Origin of the sequence: Paenibacillus ginsengarvi, assembly GCF_003626695.1 — a bacterium.
In the GTDB taxonomy this organism is placed as follows: domain Bacteria; phylum Bacillota; class Bacilli; order Paenibacillales; family NBRC-103111; genus Paenibacillus_AB; species Paenibacillus_AB ginsengarvi.
In genome coordinates this window covers 126,791-146,376 of the sequence record NZ_RBAH01000004.1, presented here as the reverse complement: position 1 = coordinate 146,376, position 19,586 = coordinate 126,791, and the positions used below count along the sequence as shown (strand labels likewise).

13 protein-coding genes are annotated in these 19,586 nt (G+C 55.5%); 10 read left to right on the top strand and 3 right to left on the bottom strand.

Features of this window, described 5'->3' with window-relative positions; genetic code table 11:
• Positions 1-36 precede the first annotated feature (36 nt).
• Positions 37-1,791 carry a pyruvate kinase gene (pyk, locus tag D7M11_RS07395; RefSeq protein ID WP_120746528.1) on the top strand — a complete coding sequence of 585 codons (1,755 nt, stop codon included), beginning with the start codon at positions 37-39 and terminating at the stop codon, positions 1,789-1,791.
• 73 nt (positions 1,792-1,864) lie between these two features.
• Here pyk and D7M11_RS07390 read toward each other — a convergent pair whose 3' ends face one another.
• A complete protein-coding gene (locus D7M11_RS07390) occupies positions 1,865-2,359 on the bottom strand; it encodes an LURP-one-related/scramblase family protein (protein ID WP_120746527.1) in 495 nt (164 codons plus the stop codon).
• A 122-nt stretch (positions 2,360-2,481) separates the two neighbouring features.
• On the opposite strand from D7M11_RS07390, the gene D7M11_RS07385 reads away from it, so the two are divergent.
• Entirely contained in the window at positions 2,482-3,342 is an 861-nt protein-coding gene (locus tag D7M11_RS07385; RefSeq protein ID WP_120746526.1) for an HAD-IIB family hydrolase, read from the top strand.
• On the opposite strand, the gene D7M11_RS07380 is transcribed toward D7M11_RS07385, so the two are convergent.
• A complete protein-coding gene (locus D7M11_RS07380) occupies positions 3,299-5,542 on the bottom strand; it encodes a helix-turn-helix domain-containing protein (protein ID WP_120746525.1) in 2,244 nt (747 codons plus the stop codon). The genes D7M11_RS07385 and D7M11_RS07380 overlap by 44 nt on opposite strands.
• A gap of 261 nt (positions 5,543-5,803) precedes the next feature.
• Between D7M11_RS07380 and D7M11_RS07375 the strand changes: the two genes are divergently transcribed.
• From D7M11_RS07375 to ppk1, 5 genes are all read left to right on the top strand, one after another.
• Positions 5,804-7,165 carry an ABC transporter substrate-binding protein gene (locus D7M11_RS07375; RefSeq protein ID WP_120746524.1) on the top strand — a complete coding sequence of 454 codons (1,362 nt, stop codon included), beginning with the start codon at positions 5,804-5,806 and terminating at the stop codon, positions 7,163-7,165.
• A gap of 27 nt (positions 7,166-7,192) precedes the next feature.
• Positions 7,193-10,123, top strand: coding sequence for a hypothetical protein (locus D7M11_RS07370; protein WP_120746523.1), 2,931 nt, complete (start codon positions 7,193-7,195; stop codon positions 10,121-10,123).
• Between the two features lie 311 nt (positions 10,124-10,434).
• Positions 10,435-10,920 (top strand): acyl-CoA thioesterase, encoded by a 486-nt coding sequence (locus tag D7M11_RS07365; protein ID WP_120746522.1) that lies wholly within the window; start codon positions 10,435-10,437, stop codon positions 10,918-10,920.
• Positions 10,917-11,315 (top strand): FxsA family protein, encoded by a 399-nt coding sequence (locus D7M11_RS07360; protein ID WP_240040990.1) that lies wholly within the window; start codon positions 10,917-10,919, stop codon positions 11,313-11,315. The genes D7M11_RS07365 and D7M11_RS07360 overlap by 4 nt, the downstream gene beginning before the upstream one ends.
• A gap of 161 nt (positions 11,316-11,476) precedes the next feature.
• Entirely contained in the window at positions 11,477-13,558 is a 2,082-nt protein-coding gene (gene ppk1 / locus D7M11_RS07355) for a polyphosphate kinase 1 (protein WP_120746718.1), read from the top strand.
• Here ppk1 and D7M11_RS07350 read toward each other — a convergent pair.
• Positions 13,521-15,056, bottom strand: coding sequence for a Ppx/GppA phosphatase family protein (locus D7M11_RS07350; RefSeq protein WP_120746521.1), 1,536 nt, complete (start codon positions 15,054-15,056; stop codon positions 13,521-13,523). The two genes, ppk1 and D7M11_RS07350, sit on opposite strands and share 38 nt — an antisense overlap.
• 201 nt (positions 15,057-15,257) lie before the next feature.
• On the opposite strand from D7M11_RS07350, the gene citZ reads away from it, so the two are divergent.
• From citZ to mdh, 3 genes are all read left to right on the top strand, one after another.
• Positions 15,258-16,370 carry a citrate synthase gene (citZ, locus tag D7M11_RS07345; protein ID WP_120746520.1) on the top strand — a complete coding sequence of 371 codons (1,113 nt, stop codon included), beginning with the start codon at positions 15,258-15,260 and terminating at the stop codon, positions 16,368-16,370.
• A gap of 215 nt (positions 16,371-16,585) precedes the next feature.
• Positions 16,586-17,884: an NADP-dependent isocitrate dehydrogenase gene (icd, locus tag D7M11_RS07340; protein ID WP_120746519.1), complete on the top strand. Its 1,299-nt coding sequence runs from the start codon at positions 16,586-16,588 to the stop codon at positions 17,882-17,884.
• A 481-nt stretch (positions 17,885-18,365) separates the two neighbouring features.
• Positions 18,366-19,307, top strand: coding sequence for a malate dehydrogenase (gene mdh / locus D7M11_RS07335; RefSeq protein ID WP_120746518.1), 942 nt, complete (start codon positions 18,366-18,368; stop codon positions 19,305-19,307).
• Positions 19,308-19,586: the final 279 nt, after the last annotated feature.

The following is a 19,586-nucleotide window of genomic DNA, read 5'->3' as shown; positions in this document are numbered from 1 at the left end:
CACGTTACCCGAAATTTCAGGAGGAACCACACGACTATGCGCAAAACGAAAATTGTATGTACCATCGGACCTTCCAGCGAGTCGCTGCCCGCGCTGAAGCAATTGATCTCGGCGGGAATGAATGTGGCCCGGCTCAATTTTTCCCACGGGGATTTCGAGGAGCACGGCAACCGCATCAAAAATATACGCGCAGCGTGCCGCGAACTGAACAAAACAGTCGCTATTCTGCTCGATACGAAAGGCCCGGAAATCCGTACCGGCAAGCTGAAGGAAGATTCGTACGACCTCGTTCAGGACGAGCTTATCGTACTTACGACCGAAGAAATGATTGGAGACAGCAAGCGCATCTCGGTTACGTATAAAGATTTGCCGCGCGACGTGAAGGTCGGCTCGACCATTCTGATCGACGACGGCCTGATCGGCCTTACCGTTGTCGGCATCAGCGGCAGCGATATCGAGTGCCGGATCGTCAACGGCGGCACGATCAAAAGCAAGAAGGGCGTAAATGTGCCCGGCGTGCGCATTTCGCTGCCCGGCATTACGGAGAAGGACGCGAACGACATCATTTTCGGTATCGAGCAAGGGGTTGACTTCATTGCCGCCTCGTTCGTCCGTAAAGCGTCCGACGTTCTCGAAATTCGCCAGCTGCTGGAAGAGCATAACGCTCCTCACATCCAGATCATCTCCAAGATCGAGAACCAGGAAGGTGTGCATAACCTGGATGAAATCCTCGCCGTATCCGACGGTCTGATGGTGGCCCGCGGCGACCTCGGCGTTGAGATTCCGGCCGAAGAAGTGCCGCTCGTGCAAAAGCGGATGATCAAGCAGTGCAACCTCGTCGGCAAGCCGGTCATTACGGCGACGCAAATGCTTGACTCGATGCAGCGCAACCCGCGCCCGACTCGCGCGGAAGCTAGCGACGTGGCGAATGCGATTTTCGACGGTACGGACGCGATCATGCTGTCCGGCGAAACGGCCGCCGGCAAATATCCGGTCGAATCCGTTTTGACGATGTCCCGGATTGCCGAGCGCGCGGAATCGGCGCTCGAATACCGCGAAATTTTCGTACGCCAAAGCTCGGCGCAGCAAACGACGATTACGGAAGCGATCAGCCAGTCGGTAGCCAACTCGGCGCTCGATCTGGACGCCAAAGCGATCATTACGCCGACGGAAAGCGGATATACGGCGCGTATGGTATCGAAATACCGTCCGAAGTCGCAGATTATCGCCGTTACCCGCAGCGAGCAGGTGATGCGCCGTCTGTGCCTCATCTGGGGCGTCGTGCCGATTCAAGGCGAAGAAGCGCGCAATACGGACGAAATGTTCCAACTGGCTGTCGACGATTCGATCAAGGCCGGCCTCATCCGGCTCGGCGATCTGGTTATCATTACGGCGGGCGTACCGGTCGGCCGTTCCGGCACGACGAACCTGATGAAGGTGCATCATGTCGGCGAAATGATCGCCAAAGGCCAAGGCATCGGAAGCCAATCGGCAACCGGCAAAGTCGTCATCGCCCGCTCGGCGCAAGAGGCGCTGGAGAAAACGGTCGAAGGCTCGATCCTGGTCACCGTGGCAACGGATAAAGATTATATTCCGGCGTTCCAGAAGGCATCGGCCGTTATTACGGAAACCGGAGGCATCACGTCCCATGCGGCTGTTGTCGGCCTGAGCCTGGGTGTTCCGGTTATCGTCGGCGTGGACAACGCAACCTCGATTATGACCGACGATCTGGACGTAACCGTTTATGCGGAAATCGGCGTCATCTACACCGGCAAGGCGAAGGTGCTGTAAGCCGCGGAACGAAATAGAAGGCTCGGATCGGTTTGATCCGGGCCTTCTCTGTATCGTTTTCGGCTTAACAAGCTTAGGTGGCCGCAGCGGATTGCTGTCTTTTGATGATCGCGTGAACCCCCATGACGACGGCGATCAGCTCTTCGTCAGCCAGCGGAGAGTTGTTGGATAACTGATACGCGCCTGAAGCGAACATGCCGCTGATACGGCGAAAGTGGGCGGCCGTATGATCCCGGCTGTCGGTCATGATATATTCCTTGGAAAAAGCGGGGCTTTCGATCGCAAATTCCCCGTGCCTGTGACTCGTGTACAGGAGCCGCTGTTTAAAGAAGGCCAAACGCGGCTTCAACACGCCCAGCTCGCTGTCGAACCGGGCGGATACGATCCACTTATTGGAGAACGCCCGGAATTTGCCGGATACAACCTGTTTGTGCGCCTGATCCTGTACCGTTATGCCGGAATGAAACATGCTATGCAGGTTCAAATGTCCCGTCACTTGCCCGTTGTCGTCGGTAATGGGCGTTTCGCCGGAGGAGAAGAAATTGTCCTTGAAATAAAGATGATTCATCGGGATCGATCAGCCCCTTCGTTTGGAAGTATCGCTGCTTTAAGCTTCTACAAGTTCATACGCGTCACCGGCAAGTAAAGTTGCAAGACGATCCAAGTTAGCGAATAGACGGAGGTTGGCGGATGAACATTTTATACATATCGGATTTGGACGGAACGCTGCTGAATGAGCAGATGAGGCTGTCGGAGGAAACGATCCGTACCGTGAATGCCTGGATCGGGGCGGGAGGGAGTTTTTCCGTCGCTACGGCCCGCGCGTGGGACTCCGCCGGACGGGTTCTGGAGCGGCTGGACTTGCGGCTGCCGGTCGTGCTTATGAACGGCGTGTTCGTGTACGATCCGGTAAAGCGAGAGTATCTCGTTTCCAACTTGCTGGATAACGAGACGGCGCGGGACGTTATAGAGGGTGAGGAACGGCTCGGGCTTCGACCTTTTGTGTATACGGTGAACGAGAGGCAGCAATTCAAAATTTATTACAAGGGCATCTTCAACGCGAGCGAGCGCGAATATGTGACAAACCGGCTGAAAACCGGGGACGAACGGTTCCGGCTCGTGGAGAAGCTCGACATTCCACCAGACGAGCGGGTGATGGAGATAAATGTTATGGGTACGGAGCAGGAGCTGGCCGCCACCCGAGAGCTGTTTGGCGCTAGATTAGACCTCACTTGCCATTTCGGCCCGGACATCTACGCTCCCGGATACTGCTGGCTGGAAATTAATCACGCCCGGGCGACCAAGCGGGACGGTGTCGCCCAATTGAAGCGGCTGCTCCAGCCGGATCGCATCGTCTGCTTCGGAGATAATCTGAACGATTTACCGATGTTCGAGATCGCCGACGAGAAATATGCGATGGGCAACGCACACCCGCTCTTGAAGGAAAAAGCTACCGGCGTACTCGCGACTAACGCGGAGCACGGGGTAGCCCGGTATTTGCAGACGATTATTCCTCCAGCGCCACGCGATAAGAGTTGCGGTACTGCATAGGCGTGACGCCGTATTTGTTCTTGAACTTGGTGCAGAAATACGGAGCGTTGCTGTAGCCGACCTGGTCCGCGATCTCGGTTACGGAGCGGCGATCGCCGCGGAGCAGCTCGCAAGCCCGCTCCAGCCGGGCGTTGGTCATGTATTCGAGGAACGATACCCCGTGGACCTCCTTAAACTGTCTGGATAAGTAATGAGTGGACAATCCGGCTATCTCCGATAAAGTATCGAGCGAAATATCTTCACGCAAGTGCTCGTCAATATAAGCTTTCAGCTTGTGAAAGACGTCGTGCTGGGCATGGTGGAGCAGCCGGCGGCGGATATGTCCGCCGATTTGCAGACAGCGCTCGCGGATGACGGCGATCGTCTCGCGAAGCGTTTCCTGACGCAGGTCGCGAAACAGCAGCGACGGGGAATACATCCGTTCCTGCGAGTTCATATCGATCATCACCTTCGAGAGCAGCATCGTAATCTGCATCAGCGAAAACTCGACCGCTTCCAAAGACAACGTATCGCGCTGCAAAGCCAAGGCGAACTCGTCGACAAATTGTTCGATCGCGGGAATGTCTCCGGCTCGCAGCGCGTTCTCCAGCGGCTCGTAAGCGAAAACCGGCATTTCCGTGCGGTTGTGGATCGTGTCATACTCGACGATTGGGCCTAGCCGGTCGAGGAAAGCGTATCTTAATGCTATCGCAGCCTGCTCGTACGATCTCGCTATCCATTCCGAGTGATCGGCCATTCCGCCGATCCCTGCGGCGAACGAAGCTACGTCCCCTCCTTCCGGCGACAACGGCGCAAGCCGTTTCAATTCCTCGCGTATGGAGAGGGCGGCTGTGTCCGAATCCGCTTCCTGGACGAAATAAAGCAGGCTTAGCTCAGCCGGGCTTCTTTCCACGATTTCGCAGCGGTTCGAACGGGAAAGCTTGCGAAACTTCGCTTTCCACAGCTTGGCGTTGTCCTGGCGCAGCTTTACGTTTACGACGACGTAACGGCCGTCCGCCCGGATTTTCTCCGGGTATTCGTCCTCGCCGAGTATGCCGCCCAGCAGCGCCGCAAGCTTATTGTCATCCAGTTCCCCGGACAGCTGCCTGACCTTATGATTCAATCCCGACAAGACGGATTCGACGATTTTGAATTCGTTCTGCTGCTGGGCCTGGGCTGGAAACAATCCGCCGTTAGTCTCCCGCAGCTTGCGGAGCAAGATCTGAACGGGCTTATACGTTTTCACCGAAATGTAGTAGGAGATCAGCAGGCCTAACAGCAGCAGCCCCAAACCGATGGCAACAGCTTGCCAATTTGTCGAGGCGGATGAAGCGAGAAAAGGAGAAACCAACGGCTGTACGGAAGCGAACAGCCAATCGTTTCCGGGCGACTGGCCACCCAGTACAGTTACAAGTTGGTCGTCCTTTCTGGTGAGCGCAGCGGGACTTCCGGCTAGCATCATCCAATACCGGTCCAGCTCTTCTTTGCCGATATTGCCGGAGCCGGCGATAAAGCGCTGCGGCACGTTAACCATCAGCAGCTTCTCCCCCTGGGAGTTCAGCAGCCCGTCCAGCATATCGCGAATGTGATCCTTGTAAATGTCGATGAACATATACCCGCTAATATCGCCGCCGCGGGCTTGAATCGGGAACGTATAGATGTAGGTAAGCAGTTGATCGGTCAGTTTGTCCTCATACGATACGGAACGAGACAGCCACTGGTCGGGCGCGAGAGAACCTTGTTCGAGCTCGGCGATCAAGCCGTATTTGGGCGAAACGGCGTTTACTTTGTAATAGGCGTACGGATCGACCATCAGGTTCGAGTTTTTGAAATAAACGGATACGCTTTCCGTGCCGGGATTGGCGCTCACGGTTGTTTTCAGGTGGTTGGCGACCCGGTAGATTTGATATAAGTTATGGCCGTATTCCTGGTAAAACGAAGTGAAGGCGTCATCCGCTCCGTTTGCCGTATTCATCGTCGTTAATATTTCGCTTATGAAAGCGTTTTTAAAAATCCCCGGATAAAGCTCCTCCACATAGGTTTTCACTTGGCTCAGCTTGTTCCGGCTGTCCCGCTCCTGTTTGTCCTCCGCCGCACGCTTCGCATTGCCGTACAAAATCGCTCCGCACAATAGCGAAATGACGATCGTTACGATCGCATACGAGAGGAACAAGCGGCGGAAATAAAGGTTTTGAAACCGGCGGTGCAGCGTCCATTTCATCTCCCGTTTCGCTCCCTTTGTGCTGAAGTCCTCTTAGCGTATCACGACTCCATGTGGCTGTAAATAATGCGAAGAAGCTGTCCAAAAGTCTGAACGGAATGTGAAAAGGCCGGCGTATCAAGGGATTTCAAAGATCATGTCAAATATTTGAATAAGGCCGGAGCAAATATGTATAACGAATCGCATGAACTTGAAATCTACTTTTGGTACCCGCCGTGACATAATGAAGGCGCATTCATACATTCGATACTGGAGGGGTTCATGTTGTCAAGTTGGACCGGTAAAGGAACAGCCGTGCTGCTCGCGGGAATGATGGCGCTGCTGTCGGCATGCGGCGGAACAAGCGGAGCGGAGAACGGGAAAAATGGGTCGGCGCCGGCCGAAGGGGGAGCCGGGGCGAAGGAAACGCCGAAGGAGAAGAAAGAGCCGATCGAGCTCGTATTCAAGGACGCGACCTTCGGCTGGTCGGCGGAAGATTTTATGAAAGACTACGGGTCGGCGATCCAGCAAAAGTTTCCGCATATCAAAGTATCGTTCGTCCCGTATCCGAAGCCGAGCATTCCCGAGATGTTTGCGGCGAAGTCGAAGATCGATGTGGTCATCTCCTCCCTGCTTATGTTTAACGATAATATTCTCGACAACAAATTGCAGTACGATCTAACGCCTTTGGTCAAATCGACCAAGTACAATCTGGACCGGATCGAGCCGACCGCACTCGCGCTCGCCAAGCAGTTGGCCAATGGCGGCTTATACGGCCTTCCCGTCGCGGGAGCGGCTTCGGCGGTCGTGTACAACAAAACGTTGTTCGACAAGTTCGGCGTCCCTTACCCGAAGGACAACATGAGCTGGGACGATTTCTACGAGGTGTCCAAGAAGATGTCCCGCGTAGAAGGCGGCGTCCGCTATCAAGGCTCGCTCGTATACCCGAATTTCATGCTGTACCGGAACCCGTACTCGTTAAGCTTGATTAATCCGAACACGGACAAAGCCGACTTCAGCAGCCCCAAATGGAAAGAGTATATCGAATCGATGCTCAGCGGGTACAAAATTCCGAACAATCAGGTGGAGAAGAGAGGCCAGTTCGGCGGCCAGGTCGGGAAAGACCTGTTCGAGAAAGATCAAGTCGTAGCGATGTATTTGAACGCCTCGGGCACTGGCATTCGGGAGCTCAGCTTTAAAAATATGGACTATGACTTCACCCAGGTCCCTACGTTTAAAGATGCGCCGGGCTTGGGTCTGCAGCCTTATCCGTTGTATTTTTATATTTCCGCTGCGTCCGAGCTGAAGGAGCAGGCGTTCGAAGTGCTCGCGTATTTAACATCGGATGAATTCCAGATGGAAAACTCCAAGAAAGGCATTCTGACCGCACTGAATAATAAAGACATCCAGATGGCGTTCGCCCAAAACTACCCGGAGTTCAAAGGGAAAAACATCAAAGCGATACTGCCCGCCAAATTCGCGCCTCCGGCTTACCGCAGCAAGTACGACGGGATCGCTCGCGGGGATCTCGAGCAAGCGTTTATTTCCGCGGCGATGGGCGAGAAGGATCTCAATACGGCGATGAGAGAAGCCGAAGAGTCGGCGAACAAGAAGATCGAGCAGGTCAAGTCGCAAATGAAATAGCGGCGATTCGCCGAAGGAGGATGTCGCATGGGAGAGGATAGAGGCAGCGCCATAGCCGATTCCGTACGGATGAGTCGCCGCCAGCTGCTGACGGTATTCGGTGCCGCAACTGCGGCGGTAACCGCCCAGTCGCTGCTAACGGGCGGTCCGATGCTGGCGGACGGACAAACGGTTACGGGCCAAACCTATGGAAACAACGGCAACTGCGATTGCGCTTTTCGGACGCTGACGGAGCTGCAAGCGTCGGTTCAGCTGGCAGACGGGATGATTGCCGTAACGTACGGCTATTACGCCGCAGGGGATGGCGGAGGCGCGGTATATATGATCGCGGCCGGTACGCTGCCGGAAGACGGCGGCAGCGTCGTTACGCTTCAGAACGGGCTGCAAGCCCGGCTTTTTCCGGGAGCTTCGGTGAACTACCGGATTTTCGGGGCGGTAGGCGATGGCGTGAACGACGATGGGGTGCAGATCAAAAAAGCCCACGCTTATGCGAACAAGGCAGGGCTTCCGGTCGAGCATACGAGCGGGGATTACTGGCTCAAAGCGACGAACAAAATCGAAATAAGGACGAATGTTAACTGGGGAGCGACCCGATTTCATATCGACGAAAGCTTCAACTCGAAATCCGATATGAAATTTATGATCACGAGCGCCAAACCATCGAGTGCGATCGTATTGGACCCGGCAGCCAAAGCGTCCTTGATCGCTAAGCTGCGGCCCGGAACGACTCAGCTCCCCGAGCTCGCTCCGTACAAAAATTGTCTCGTCTTTGTCGTCGACAAAAACGATATCGTCGCCCGCCGGGAAGGTTATGGGACTCAGTGGTCGAAGGAAGAGTTTTTTTACGTGGAGGAGCACGGGCGCATTGTCGGGGATATCGCCTGGACGTTTCAAGACTATACAAGCTTGACCGCCTATCCTTGCGATGACGGCTACCTGATCATTGATGGCGGAACCTTCTATTTGTCGGGGAACAGTCCAGGCAGCAATCAGGGGTATTGGAATAACGGTTTTCAGATTCGCCGCAGCCGCACCGTCATCCGCAACCAATGGGTCGGTCTGGAGGCCGGCCAGGCCGATACAGCGCTGGACCCTCGCAACGGGTTTTACACCTTCAATTATGCGTACGAGGTGCTGCTGGATAACGTCAGGCTCATCCCGTACGAGAAAGATCGCGGAGGCTCCGGCCAAGTGCCGCAGGGAACATACGGCATCGGGGGGAACCGGGTGCTGCGAGCCACCTTCCGCGGCGTCACCGCCGAGGGCAGCAAGGTCCATTGGGGCGTGTTCGGCACGAATATGTTCAAAGACTTTCGGGTGGAAAACTGCAAGCTGAACCGGGTCGACGTTCATTTTCATTGCTGGAACCTGTACATCCGCGATTGCGAGATCGGCTACCGGGGCTTGTCGCTGACCGGGGGAGGCCAACTGTTCGTCGAGAATACGACGCGATACGGCAACAATTTCATCGATTTCCGGCCGGACTACGGCGCGAGATGGGACGGCGACATTCGGATCCGGAATTGCCGGATCGTTGTGCCTCATTCGGGCAGCATGGCGTCGGTGCTTTATTACAACCCTTCCAACTACGATTACAAATGCACGATCGGCTACGGAAGAACGATCCGGATCGAAGATTTTATTTTCGATTTTTCCGGTGCCCCGGCTGCCGTGTTCCCATGCTGGATTATGAAGCTCGCCGCGTTTTCCAAGACGGACGAAGGGCAGCGCCTGTTTTTTCCCGTGCAGCTCGAATGCCGGAATATATCCGTGCACGGACGGGAGCAAGGCGTGCGTCTGCTGGAGATCAAAGATCCCCGAAGCTTCGACGTACGCAGGAAGGGCGGATACGATGAGCAGAAGGTGACGCCGAACTGTTCCATGCGCTTCGAACATATTCAATTGGAGAAGGTGCCGGTCCAGACGTCGCAATCGGCCGCGCATGTTCATTTCCTGCTGAATGCGCTTGGCTCCCAGGCTTACGACGATGAATATGCGCTGTATCCGTTTATCGAAATTATCGATTGCCGCGATTTTTTTGGGCATTTCAAGGGGAGCATCGCCGACGTCCGGTTCCAAAGTTGCCTGATTAATTGTATCGACGCCTACGAAGGGGGAGCGATGCGGGGGAGGATCGCGTTCGACCATTGCGATTTTCGTGCGGATGCGCTCGATGACGGACGAAACTTTCTGTTTCTCGCCGCTACGCTCGGCACCCGGCTTACGAACTGCACGGTACACGCTCCGATCGTGAACGGCAGCTCCAGACCGGATCTTGTCAGCCGGTACGAGTTCCTTCAGGTGAATCAGACTTTGCGCTACAACCATACGAATACGAAGCTGGCCAAAGAACTGACGGATTACTACGCGAACGCGGGAACGCCCGTCGAACCGGAATTTACGCTTATGCTCAGAAGCCGTCATGAATCCGAATCCCCGTACATGCTGCGCCGCAAAGGCACTACGGCGCAGCGTCCGTCCGCCAGCACGTTAGGCTCGGAGAAAGGCTTCAGCTATTTTGATACTGAGCTGAATCAACTCCTTGTGTGGGACGGCACGCGGTGGGTAAATCCTTCCAGAAGGACGGAAAGTCTGCATTTTTATGCCGCCTCTGCTGCGGGAGGAGCGATCCCGATCCGGATGGAGCGTTTGGCAGGGCACCCGACGCAGGAGTATTTGATGCCCAAGGCCGGCCGATTGCCGGGTTACGCCGCATATGCCGAAGCGGGCGGAGGCACGGTGCCGGACGTTGTGTTCGAGGTTCTTAAAAATGGCGTGCCGTGGCTGGCCGGATTAAACGGCCCCAGCGGAGGTCAAACTTATGTCATTGCGCCGATCGCCGGGAGTAGTGACTTCGCAGGAGGGGATCGCATCGGCGTTCGGATTACAGGCATTTCCGGTACGTCGCCGCTTGCCGGCTTCATCGTTGATTTGAATGCGGAATTCGTGAACTACTGAAGCTTTGCCGTCAGAAACCACAGTGCGCGGTTGCAGCCGCAGCAAGCGCGATTCCCCCGAAAGTGAAGCGGGTCTCTGTAGCTTAATCCGCTTACTTTCGGGGGAGCCCCCTAGCTTTGAAGCCTAGTCCTCACTTTTGTGGGGTTATTTGTGCTTCGGCTAAAGGAAGCGGGACAATCGAAAACCGTTACGGTGCATACGATGATATAGACAGGAGTTTGAGGAATGAAGCGCGGTTTAGTAATATGAAACTATAGAAGCGGCGCTGCATAACTTCGCTGCTGCAATTTCGGAGAAGCGGAGGAACGACTATGAAGCCAAATGAACAAGCGCCGGGGCGATGGCACAAGCACGCCGTACGCGTTCGTTATCAGGAAACGGATCGCATGGGGGTCGTTTACCACGCCAATTACGTCAATTGGTTCGAGCTCGGCCGTACCGAACTCATCCGGGATCGGGGGTTTCCGTACAGCCGAATCGAGGAGATGGGACTGTTCTTACCCGTAGTTGAGCTCGAATCGAAATTTCATCTGCCGGCCAAATATGACGACGAGATTGCGATTTTTACGCGGATTTCTTCGTTTAACGGTTTGACCGTCAAGTTTGAGTCGCAAATACGACGGCAGCCGGGGAGCGGTACGGTGTCGGGTTATGCGGCGGCAGGACTGATCGAGCCCGAGGGGGAATTGCTCGTCGCCGGCATGACCCGCCACGTATGGCTGAACCGGGACTGGAAGCCGGTCCGCCTCGACCGGGAAGCGCCAGAGCTGTTCCGGCTGCTGGGTGACGAGCGATGATCGGCCGGATTCTGCTTGTGCTCTTCATTATTGTGCCGGCGCTCGAATTATGGACGATCGTGGAGGTCGGGAAACGGATCGGCGGCTGGCAAACGTTCCTAGTTATTGTGCTCACGGGTATTGTCGGAGCCTACCTGGCGAAGAAGGAAGCGGCCCGAGTGTGGGCATACGCGCAGCGCGATATGGCCTCCGGAATCGTGCCGACGAGAGCGATTTTGGACGGCATCTGCGTTTTTGCGGGCGGCGTGTTTCTGATCTCGCCGGGCTTCCTCACCGACATTGCCGGCATTCTGCTCGTGCTGCCTTTCACCCGGGCGTTATTTCGCAACCTGCTGCTTGTATGGATTCAGAGGCTGCTGGCGAGCGGCCGACCGTTTTTCTTTTTTCGCCGATAACGTTTTTCCCCCCCCGGCCACGGTGCTCGGGGGATTTTTTTCGCTAAGTTTACAACGATTACGGCAAATTTTACGATTACTTAACATTGGTCTAACAATCCGCGGCGATAATAGAAGAAACAAATGTTAACGTAACGGGGGATTCCGAAGTGTCGAAGCTGATGCAGCCGTTCATTCAAGCGAAGTCGAAATATATGAACCGGGATTTGAGCTGGATCGAATTTAACCGGCGGGTGCTGGAGGAGGCGCAGGACGCTACGACGCCGCTGCTCGAGCGAATCAAGTTTTTGTCGATCGTGTCGACGAATTTGGACGAGTTTATGAGCGTGCGGGTGGCGGGCCTAACCGACCAGCTGCGGGCGGGCTACACGAAAACGGATTTTACCGGCTATACGCCCGAAGGGCTGCTGCGGCGCATTATGAAGCGGACCGGCAAAATGGTTCAGGAGCAGTACCGCACGTTTCGCGAGCTGACGCGCGCGCTTGCGAAGGAGGGGCTTATTTTTACCGAATGCGAAGATTTGACGCCTACGCAAAAAAAACTGATGGACACCTACTTCCACGACTACGTTTTCCCTGTCCTGACGCCGATGGCGGTGGATCAGAGCCGGCCGTTCCCGCTCGTGCACAGCTTGAATCTGTACTTGGCGGTCACGCTGCTGCGGGAGGGAGACGCGCCGGACGAGGAGCCGTATTTTGCCATCATCCAAGTTCCTTCCAACCTGCCTCGCACGATCAAGATCCCTTCCCGGGCGGGCAGTGCGAAGATGGAGTTCGTGCTGCTCGAGGATTTGATCAAAACTCATATCGGGACGATGTTCGCCGGCTACACGCCGATCTCCGTCGATTCGTTCCGGCTTACGCGTAATGCCGACTTGACGCTGGACGAGGAAGGCGCCGAAGATTTGCTGGAGGAAATCGAAAAGGAATTGAAACGCAGACGCTGGGGCTCGCCCGTTCGGCTGGAGGTGCAGCGGGGTTTTCACCCGTACGCGCTCGATACGCTGAAGGAGGAATTCGAGACCGGGGACAATATATTCATCATCGAAGGTCCTGTCGATCTCAGCTTTTTAATGAAGCTGTCGTCTTCGCTCCCGGGTTACGAGCAGCTTCGGTATCCGAAGCTGGAGCCGGTTTATCCGCTGGAATTCGACGAAGCGGACGATTATTTCGAGGTGCTGCGGCGTAAAGACGTGCTGGTGTACCATCCGTACGAATCGTTTGACGCGGTAACCGATTTTATCGATCAAGCGGCGGGCGACAAAGACGTGATGGCGATCAAAATGACGCTGTACCGGGTCAGCGGCAATTCCGCGATCATCGGCGCGCTCGCGAGAGCGGCGGAAGCCGGGAAGCAAGTCACCGTCATCGTCGAGCTGAAAGCCCGTTTCGACGAGGAGCGGAATATCGCTTGGGCGCGCCAGCTCGAGAAGGCGGGCTGCCATGTCGTCTACGGTCTAGTCGGGCTGAAGACGCACGCGAAAATTATGCTCGTTGTCCGTCAGGAGCAAGATGGGCTAAGGCGTTACGTGCACGTAGGCACCGGGAATTATAACGACAATACGGCACGGCTGTATACGGATATCGGGTTGTTTACGTGCAATCCGGTGATCGGCGAGGACGCTTCGGTCCTGTTCAACGAAATGACCGGCTACTCCGCCCCTCACGACTGGCAAGCGTTCGGCGTCGCTCCGAACGATATGAGGTCGAAGCTGTTCCAGCTTATGGCGCGCGAGGCGGAGAACGCGGCAGCCGGCAAGCCGGCCCGCATCATCGCGAAGATGAATTCGCTCTCGCATCAAGAGATGGTGGACGAGCTGTATGAGGCATCCAAGGCGGGCGTTTCGATCGATCTGATCATCAGGGGGGTGTGCTGCTTGAAGCCGGGTGTTCCGGAGCTAAGCGAGTCGATCACGGTACGCAGTATCGTCGACCGGTTTCTGGAGCATTCGCGCATCTTTTATTTCGAGAACGGGGGCGACCCGGAAGTTTGGCTGTCCAGCGCCGACTGGATGACGCGTAATCTGACCCGGCGCATCGAGCTGATGTGCCCGGTGCACGATCCGGAACTGAAAGCAACGATCATCCAAATTTTGCGCCTAAGCCTGACCGACAACGTCAAAGCCCGCATCCTTACGCCAAGCGGACAATACGTCCGCCCGGCTGTGGAAGGGGAGCCGCTGCGCAGCCAGTTCGAGGCGCAGATTATCCGGACGTGGAAGCGGAAGAGCCCTTCAGTTTGACGCGCAGCCCCCAGCCCTTTTTGAAATCGCCGGCGAAACGTCCCATTTCCGTCAGCTCGATCGCCGGGTCGCGGCGGCTTGTCCATTCGATGCGGAGCTCCTGCTTCTCGATGCTTGCCCGGATATCCGCAATCGGCTGCGTTTCGCTCCGGTCGAGCGCGATGGCGAGCTGCAGCAGCGACCCGAGCCGGTACACAAGGTCGACATCCGAATCGGTCAGCAGCTCCTTGTACGGCTGCATCATCGAGCGGGCCCGGCTTTTCGATTTGAACGAAGCGATCAAGGCGCACAGCACCGATTCCCGATGTGTCAGGCCGTCCAGGCGGGAGTGGGCGACAAGGTAAAACGTATGTTTGTAGAAATTATAGAAATGAACGCTCACGCCGATCCGGTACAACAGGGCTGCCGTCTGCAGCAGCGAACGCGCCTTCGGGCCGAATACGGAACCAAGCGACAAATCGTCGAAAAGCTTGGCCGCAAAGCGGCTCACCTGCATGGCGTGCGCCCGGGAAACGGCGGGATGCTGATCGAGCAGATTCAGAACGCTGGCCGCCAGCACGTCCGCTATGATCGGCTCGCCGGGAAACGCCGTTTCGTAGAAGACGCCGTCCCTCAGGCCGGCTCCGCTGACCAGGCAGCGCCCGGCATTCATATGTAAAAACAGGGTATGCAGGATGATCAAACCGGGCACGATAATGTCGGCTCGATCTTGCGATAGCCCGTCCACCTTCGAGCGGTCCTTCGCCGTAAGCGTCGGCAGCCACTCGGCAAGCTCGTCCAGCGAGGTTTTGGACAGCTCGTACTGATGGGTTTGGGCAAAGGAATACTTTTTCAACTTTTGGTCGATTTTACACAAGGAGCGAATCGTGCCGCCCAGTCCTACAAGCGGAAGCCCGGGCCCCGATTGCAGCCAGCTTTCACCTCTGGCGGTTTCGGTTACGAAGTCGCGAAGCCGTTTGGCGTTTTCTTTCGTCAATTCGCCTTCATTCATATAAGCTTTGGTCATATTAACCGCGCCGAACGGGAACGACACGCTGCGAACGAGCTTGCGGTCGCGGAACAGCGACAGTTCCGTGCTGCCCCCGCCGATGTCGATCAAGTAGCCATCTTCGATGTCCATCGCATTGATCATGCCGACAAAGCCAAGCCTTGCTTCTTCTTCGCCGGATACGATCTCAATATGCAGGCCGGTCGCCAGTTGAAGCTGTTCCGCAACATAGTCGCCGTTTGTCGCATTGCGGATCGCCGCGGTGGCCACGGCGCGAATCGTATCTGCTTGGTGAACGCTGCACAGCGTGCGGAAATGGGTCAGGATGTCGATCAGACGCTTGATGTCTTCCTTCGTAATCGAGCCGTCCGGAGCGATCGTAGCGCTCAGCTTGGCCGATTCCTTGCTTTCATCGATGACGCGGTACGATTTGTCGCCGATTCGCTCGTAAACGACAAGCCGGACGGAGTTCGAGCCGATGTCGATAATGCCTACGCGTTCTCTATTCATGAGTACTTTTTTTCGCCTCCATGCGTCTGCATTTGATCTTACGATCTATTCTACCAAAAAATTGTTTATTGCGGCGATAATGAAGTTTTATGCCCCCTTTTGTTTCTTTATCGTCTGAAATCATTTATCATTGTAGTTGATAGTTTTTCTCATGAAGCGTCGATTCTGCTCATCATATAGCGAAAAGGAGCGATACCAGTTATGACAGCTACCAAAGGTTTGGAAGGCATAGTGGCGACAACATCCTCGATCAGCTCGATCATTGACGGCGTACTGACATATCGGGGGATCGATATCGACGATTTGGCCGAACACGCTTCTTTTGAAGAAGTCGTGTATTTGCTCTGGTATGGCAAGCTGCCGAACAAGTCGGAGCTCGACCAGCTGCACCAGGATTTGAGCGACAGCGCGGCCGTTGCCGACGAAGTCATCCAGCAAATCAAGCTGTATCCGAAAAACACGAATTCCATGGCGGCGCTCCGTTCGGCGGTTTCCGCGCTTGCCCTGTACGACGGCGAAGCGAACGACATGAGCCCGGAAGCGAATCTCCGCAAGGCGACTCGCCTGCAAGCGCAGCTCCCGACGATCGTAGCCGCTTTTGCCCGCATTCGCGCAGGCCAGGAGCCGATCGCTCCGAAAGCGAACGTATCGGTCGCTTACAATTTCCTGTACATGCTGACAGGCAAAGAGCCGGAACCGATTGCGGTTGAAGCGCTGAACAAAGCGCTCGTGCTGCACGCCGACCACGAGCTGAACGCTTCGACGTTCGCTGCTCGCGTTACGGTTGCAACGCTGTCCGACATTTACTCGGGCGTCACTTCCGCTATCGGCGCTTTGAAAGGCCCGCTCCACGGCGGCGCGAACGAAGCGGTCATGGCGATGCTAGAAGAGATCGGCTCGGCTTCGAACGTAGAGTCCTACATCACGGAGAAGCTGGCGAACAAAGAAAAAATTATGGGCTTCGGCCATCGCGTTTACAAAAACGGCGACCCTCGCGCGAAACATTTGCAAAAAATGTCGCAGGAGCTTGGCAAAATTACCGGCAATATGAACTGGTACGAGATGTCGATCAAGATCGAAGAGCTCGTTACCGGCCAAAAAGGCTTGAAGCCGAACGTCGACTTTTACTCGGCTTCCGTGTACACGTCGCTCGAAATTCCGCGCGATTTGTTCACGCCGATTTTCGCCATCAGCCGCGTATCCGGATGGACGGCGCACATTTTGGAGCAATACGAGAACAACCGTCTGATCCGTCCGCGCGCCGAGTATACCGGTCCGGTCAATCAGAAGTACGTTCCGATCGAGAGCCGCTAATTGCAGCAGGCAAGCCCGTACTTTATCAAGTATGGGCTGGAACGGGGTGTTTCAGACGATGATGAGTCGTCTGGGCTCCCCCTTCTTTTGCGGGCATAGACGCCACTTTTCCCCGGATAGCAGCAGTCCACCTGCGGCCGATTCCGGCAGCTTTCGGGGAGCCCACGAAATCAAACGGCGTTTTCCATAACTATATTCCTACCAGGAGGTTTACAATGGCTCAATTCGAACAATACGCCCTTCCGACCGAAGGCGAGAAACTGACGATTGTCGACGGCAAGCTGGTCGTCCCTAACAACCCGATTATTCCGTTCATCGAAGGCGACGGTACAGGTCCTGACATTTGGGCGGCTTCCAAACGTATATTGGACGCGGCAGTCGAGAAAGCTTATAAAGGCGAGAAAAAAATCGCTTGGTACGAAGTATTCGCCGGCGAAAAAGCATTCAACCAATACAACAGCTGGCTGCCTGCGGACACGCTGACGGCGATCCGCGAATATATCGTCGCTATCAAAGGCCCGTTGACGACTCCGGTAGGCGGAGGCATCCGTTCCCTGAACGTGGCGCTTCGTCAAGAGCTCGACCTGTACGTTTGCTTGCGTCCGGTTCGTTACTTCAAAGGCGTTCCTTCCCCAGTGAAACGTCCGGAGCTTGTTGACATGGTCATCTTCCGCGAGAACACAGAGGACATCTATGCAGGCGTCGAGTGGCAAGAAGGCTCGGCCGAAGTGAAAAAAGTGCTCGAGTTCCTGCAAAACGAAATGGGCGTTAAAAAGATCCGTTTCCCGGAAACTTCGGGTATCGGCGTGAAGCCGGTTTCCAAAGAAGGCTCCGAGCGTCTCGTTCGCGCTGCCATCGAGTACACGATCAAGCACGGCCGCAAGAGCCTCACGCTTGTGCATAAAGGCAACATCATGAAGTTCACCGAAGGCGCGTTTAAAAACTGGGGCTATGAGCTCGCAGAGCGCGAATTCGGCGACAAAGTATTCACGTGGGCGCAATACGACCGCATCAAAGAAGAGCAAGGCGCCGAAGCGGCTAACAAAGCGCAAAAAGACGCTGAAGCTGCAGGCAAAATCATCGTGAAGGACGCCATCGCCGACATCGCGCTGCAACAAGTGCTGACTCGTCCGACGGACTTCGACGTTATCGCTACGCTGAACCTGAACGGCGACTACTTGTCCGACGCCTTGGCTGCTCAAGTAGGCGGCATCGGTATCGCTCCGGGAGCCAACATCAACTACGTGTCGCACCACGCGATTTTCGAAGCTACTCACGGTACGGCTCCGAAATATGCAGGTCTCGACGTTGTTAACCCGGGTTCGGTTACGCTGTCCGGCGTTATGATGCTGGAGCACCTGGGCTGGCTCGAAGCGGCTGACCTGATCTACAAAGGGCTGGAAAAATCGATCGCCGACAAAACGGTCACTTATGACTTCGCCCGTCTGATGGAAGGCGCAACCGAAGTGAAGTGCTCCGAGTTCGCTAACCTCGTTATCAAAAACATGGACTAAGCTATACCCCAAAAAGTGAAGCTGGGCTTCGAGGTTAATTCCGAGTACTTTTCGGGGACCCCGGAAAAGCCGGAAAGCGAAGCTGGCTTCGCTGCAAAGGGCAGTTCATTCCAAACCATAAATAAGGGCTTCGGGACATCCATAAGATGTCTCGGGGCCCTGACACTTAGTTAAGCCAGATTGCGGTCCGCAAGTAGCGCCGCTTCGGCATAACGGAAGCCGGATTCCGCTATTGCCCCGGATCTCGTAAGATCCGCGGAAATAACGGAACTCCTTTTCCGCTATTCGGGTCCCTTTTCACCTAAATATGCCGAAAAACGGCAGTTGAAGGGCATTTAACGGAAAAACGGTTCCGCTATTACACGGAATTCACGATTTCCGCCCCGATAACGGAAAAGCAGTTCCGCTATATGGTGTTTGCCGAAAAGCCTCGACCTATCGAAGCTTTTCCAACTATACACGTCAAGGAGGATCTTGAATTATGGCGATTCAGCGCAAAAAAATTACGGTTGTGGGCGCAGGCTTCACAGGCGCGACAACTGCCTTCCTTCTCGGACAAAAAGAACTCGGCGACGTCGTGCTGCTCGACATCCCCCAGCTCGAAAACCCGACCAAGGGCAAAGCGCTCGACATGCTCGAGGCAAGTCCGGTACAAGGGTTCGACAGCAACATCGTCGGCACGTCCAACTACGAAGATACGAAAGACTCCGACGTGGTTATCATCACGGCCGGGATCGCCCGCAAGCCGGGCATGAGCCGCGACGACCTAGTGAACACAAACGCCGGCATCGTGAAATCGGTATGCGAGAACGTCAAAACATACAGCCCGAACGCTTACGTCATCATCTTGAGCAACCCGGTTGACGCGATGACCTATGTTGCTTTTCAGGCGCTAGGCTTCCCGAGAAACCGCGTTATCGGCCAGTCCGGCGTGCTTGACACGGCCCGCTACAACACGTTTATCGCCCAAGAGCTGAACGTATCGGTCGAAGACGTGCGCGGTGTCGTGCTCGGTGGCCACGGCGACGATATGGTTCCGCTCGTTCGTTACTCCAGCGTAGGCGGCGTTCCGATCGAGAAGCTGATCGCGAAGGAGCGCATCGACGCGATCGTTCAGCGCACCCGCACCGGCGGCGGCGAAATCGTCAACCTGCTCGGCAACGGCAGCGCCTATTACGCGCCGGCCGCTTCGCTCGTGCAAATGACGGAAGCGATTCTTAAAGACAAGAAGCGCATTTTGCCAACGATTGCACTGCTTCAGGGCGAATACGGCTACAACGATCTGTTTATGGGCGTGCTGACCGTTCTCGGCGGCGACGGCATCGAGAAAGTAATCGAGCTGGAGCTGACGGCGGACGAGAAAGCGGCTATGGACAAGTCGGCCGACTCGGTACGAAATGTCATTAAGATCGTAAACGGCTAATCCCCGTTTGACGTGATCTCTGCATGTAAAAGCCTTCAATCCCGCCGGTTTCGGTGAGGTTGAAGGCTTTTTGCCATGTGGGTTTGGAGTAAGCAAACGAAGCTTTCCCCTTCCTTATTAAGGATTTGCATCACAGCCAAGCAGGTGCCCGGTCCGAGCGGAAGTAAAAGTTCCGCTATGGCACGCGGCACGCTGCTGATTGGGGCGATAAAGGAAGTAAAAGTTCCGTAATCGCCGCTAACTCGCCCTTGTAAAAGCAGGAAAATGGACAATAACGGA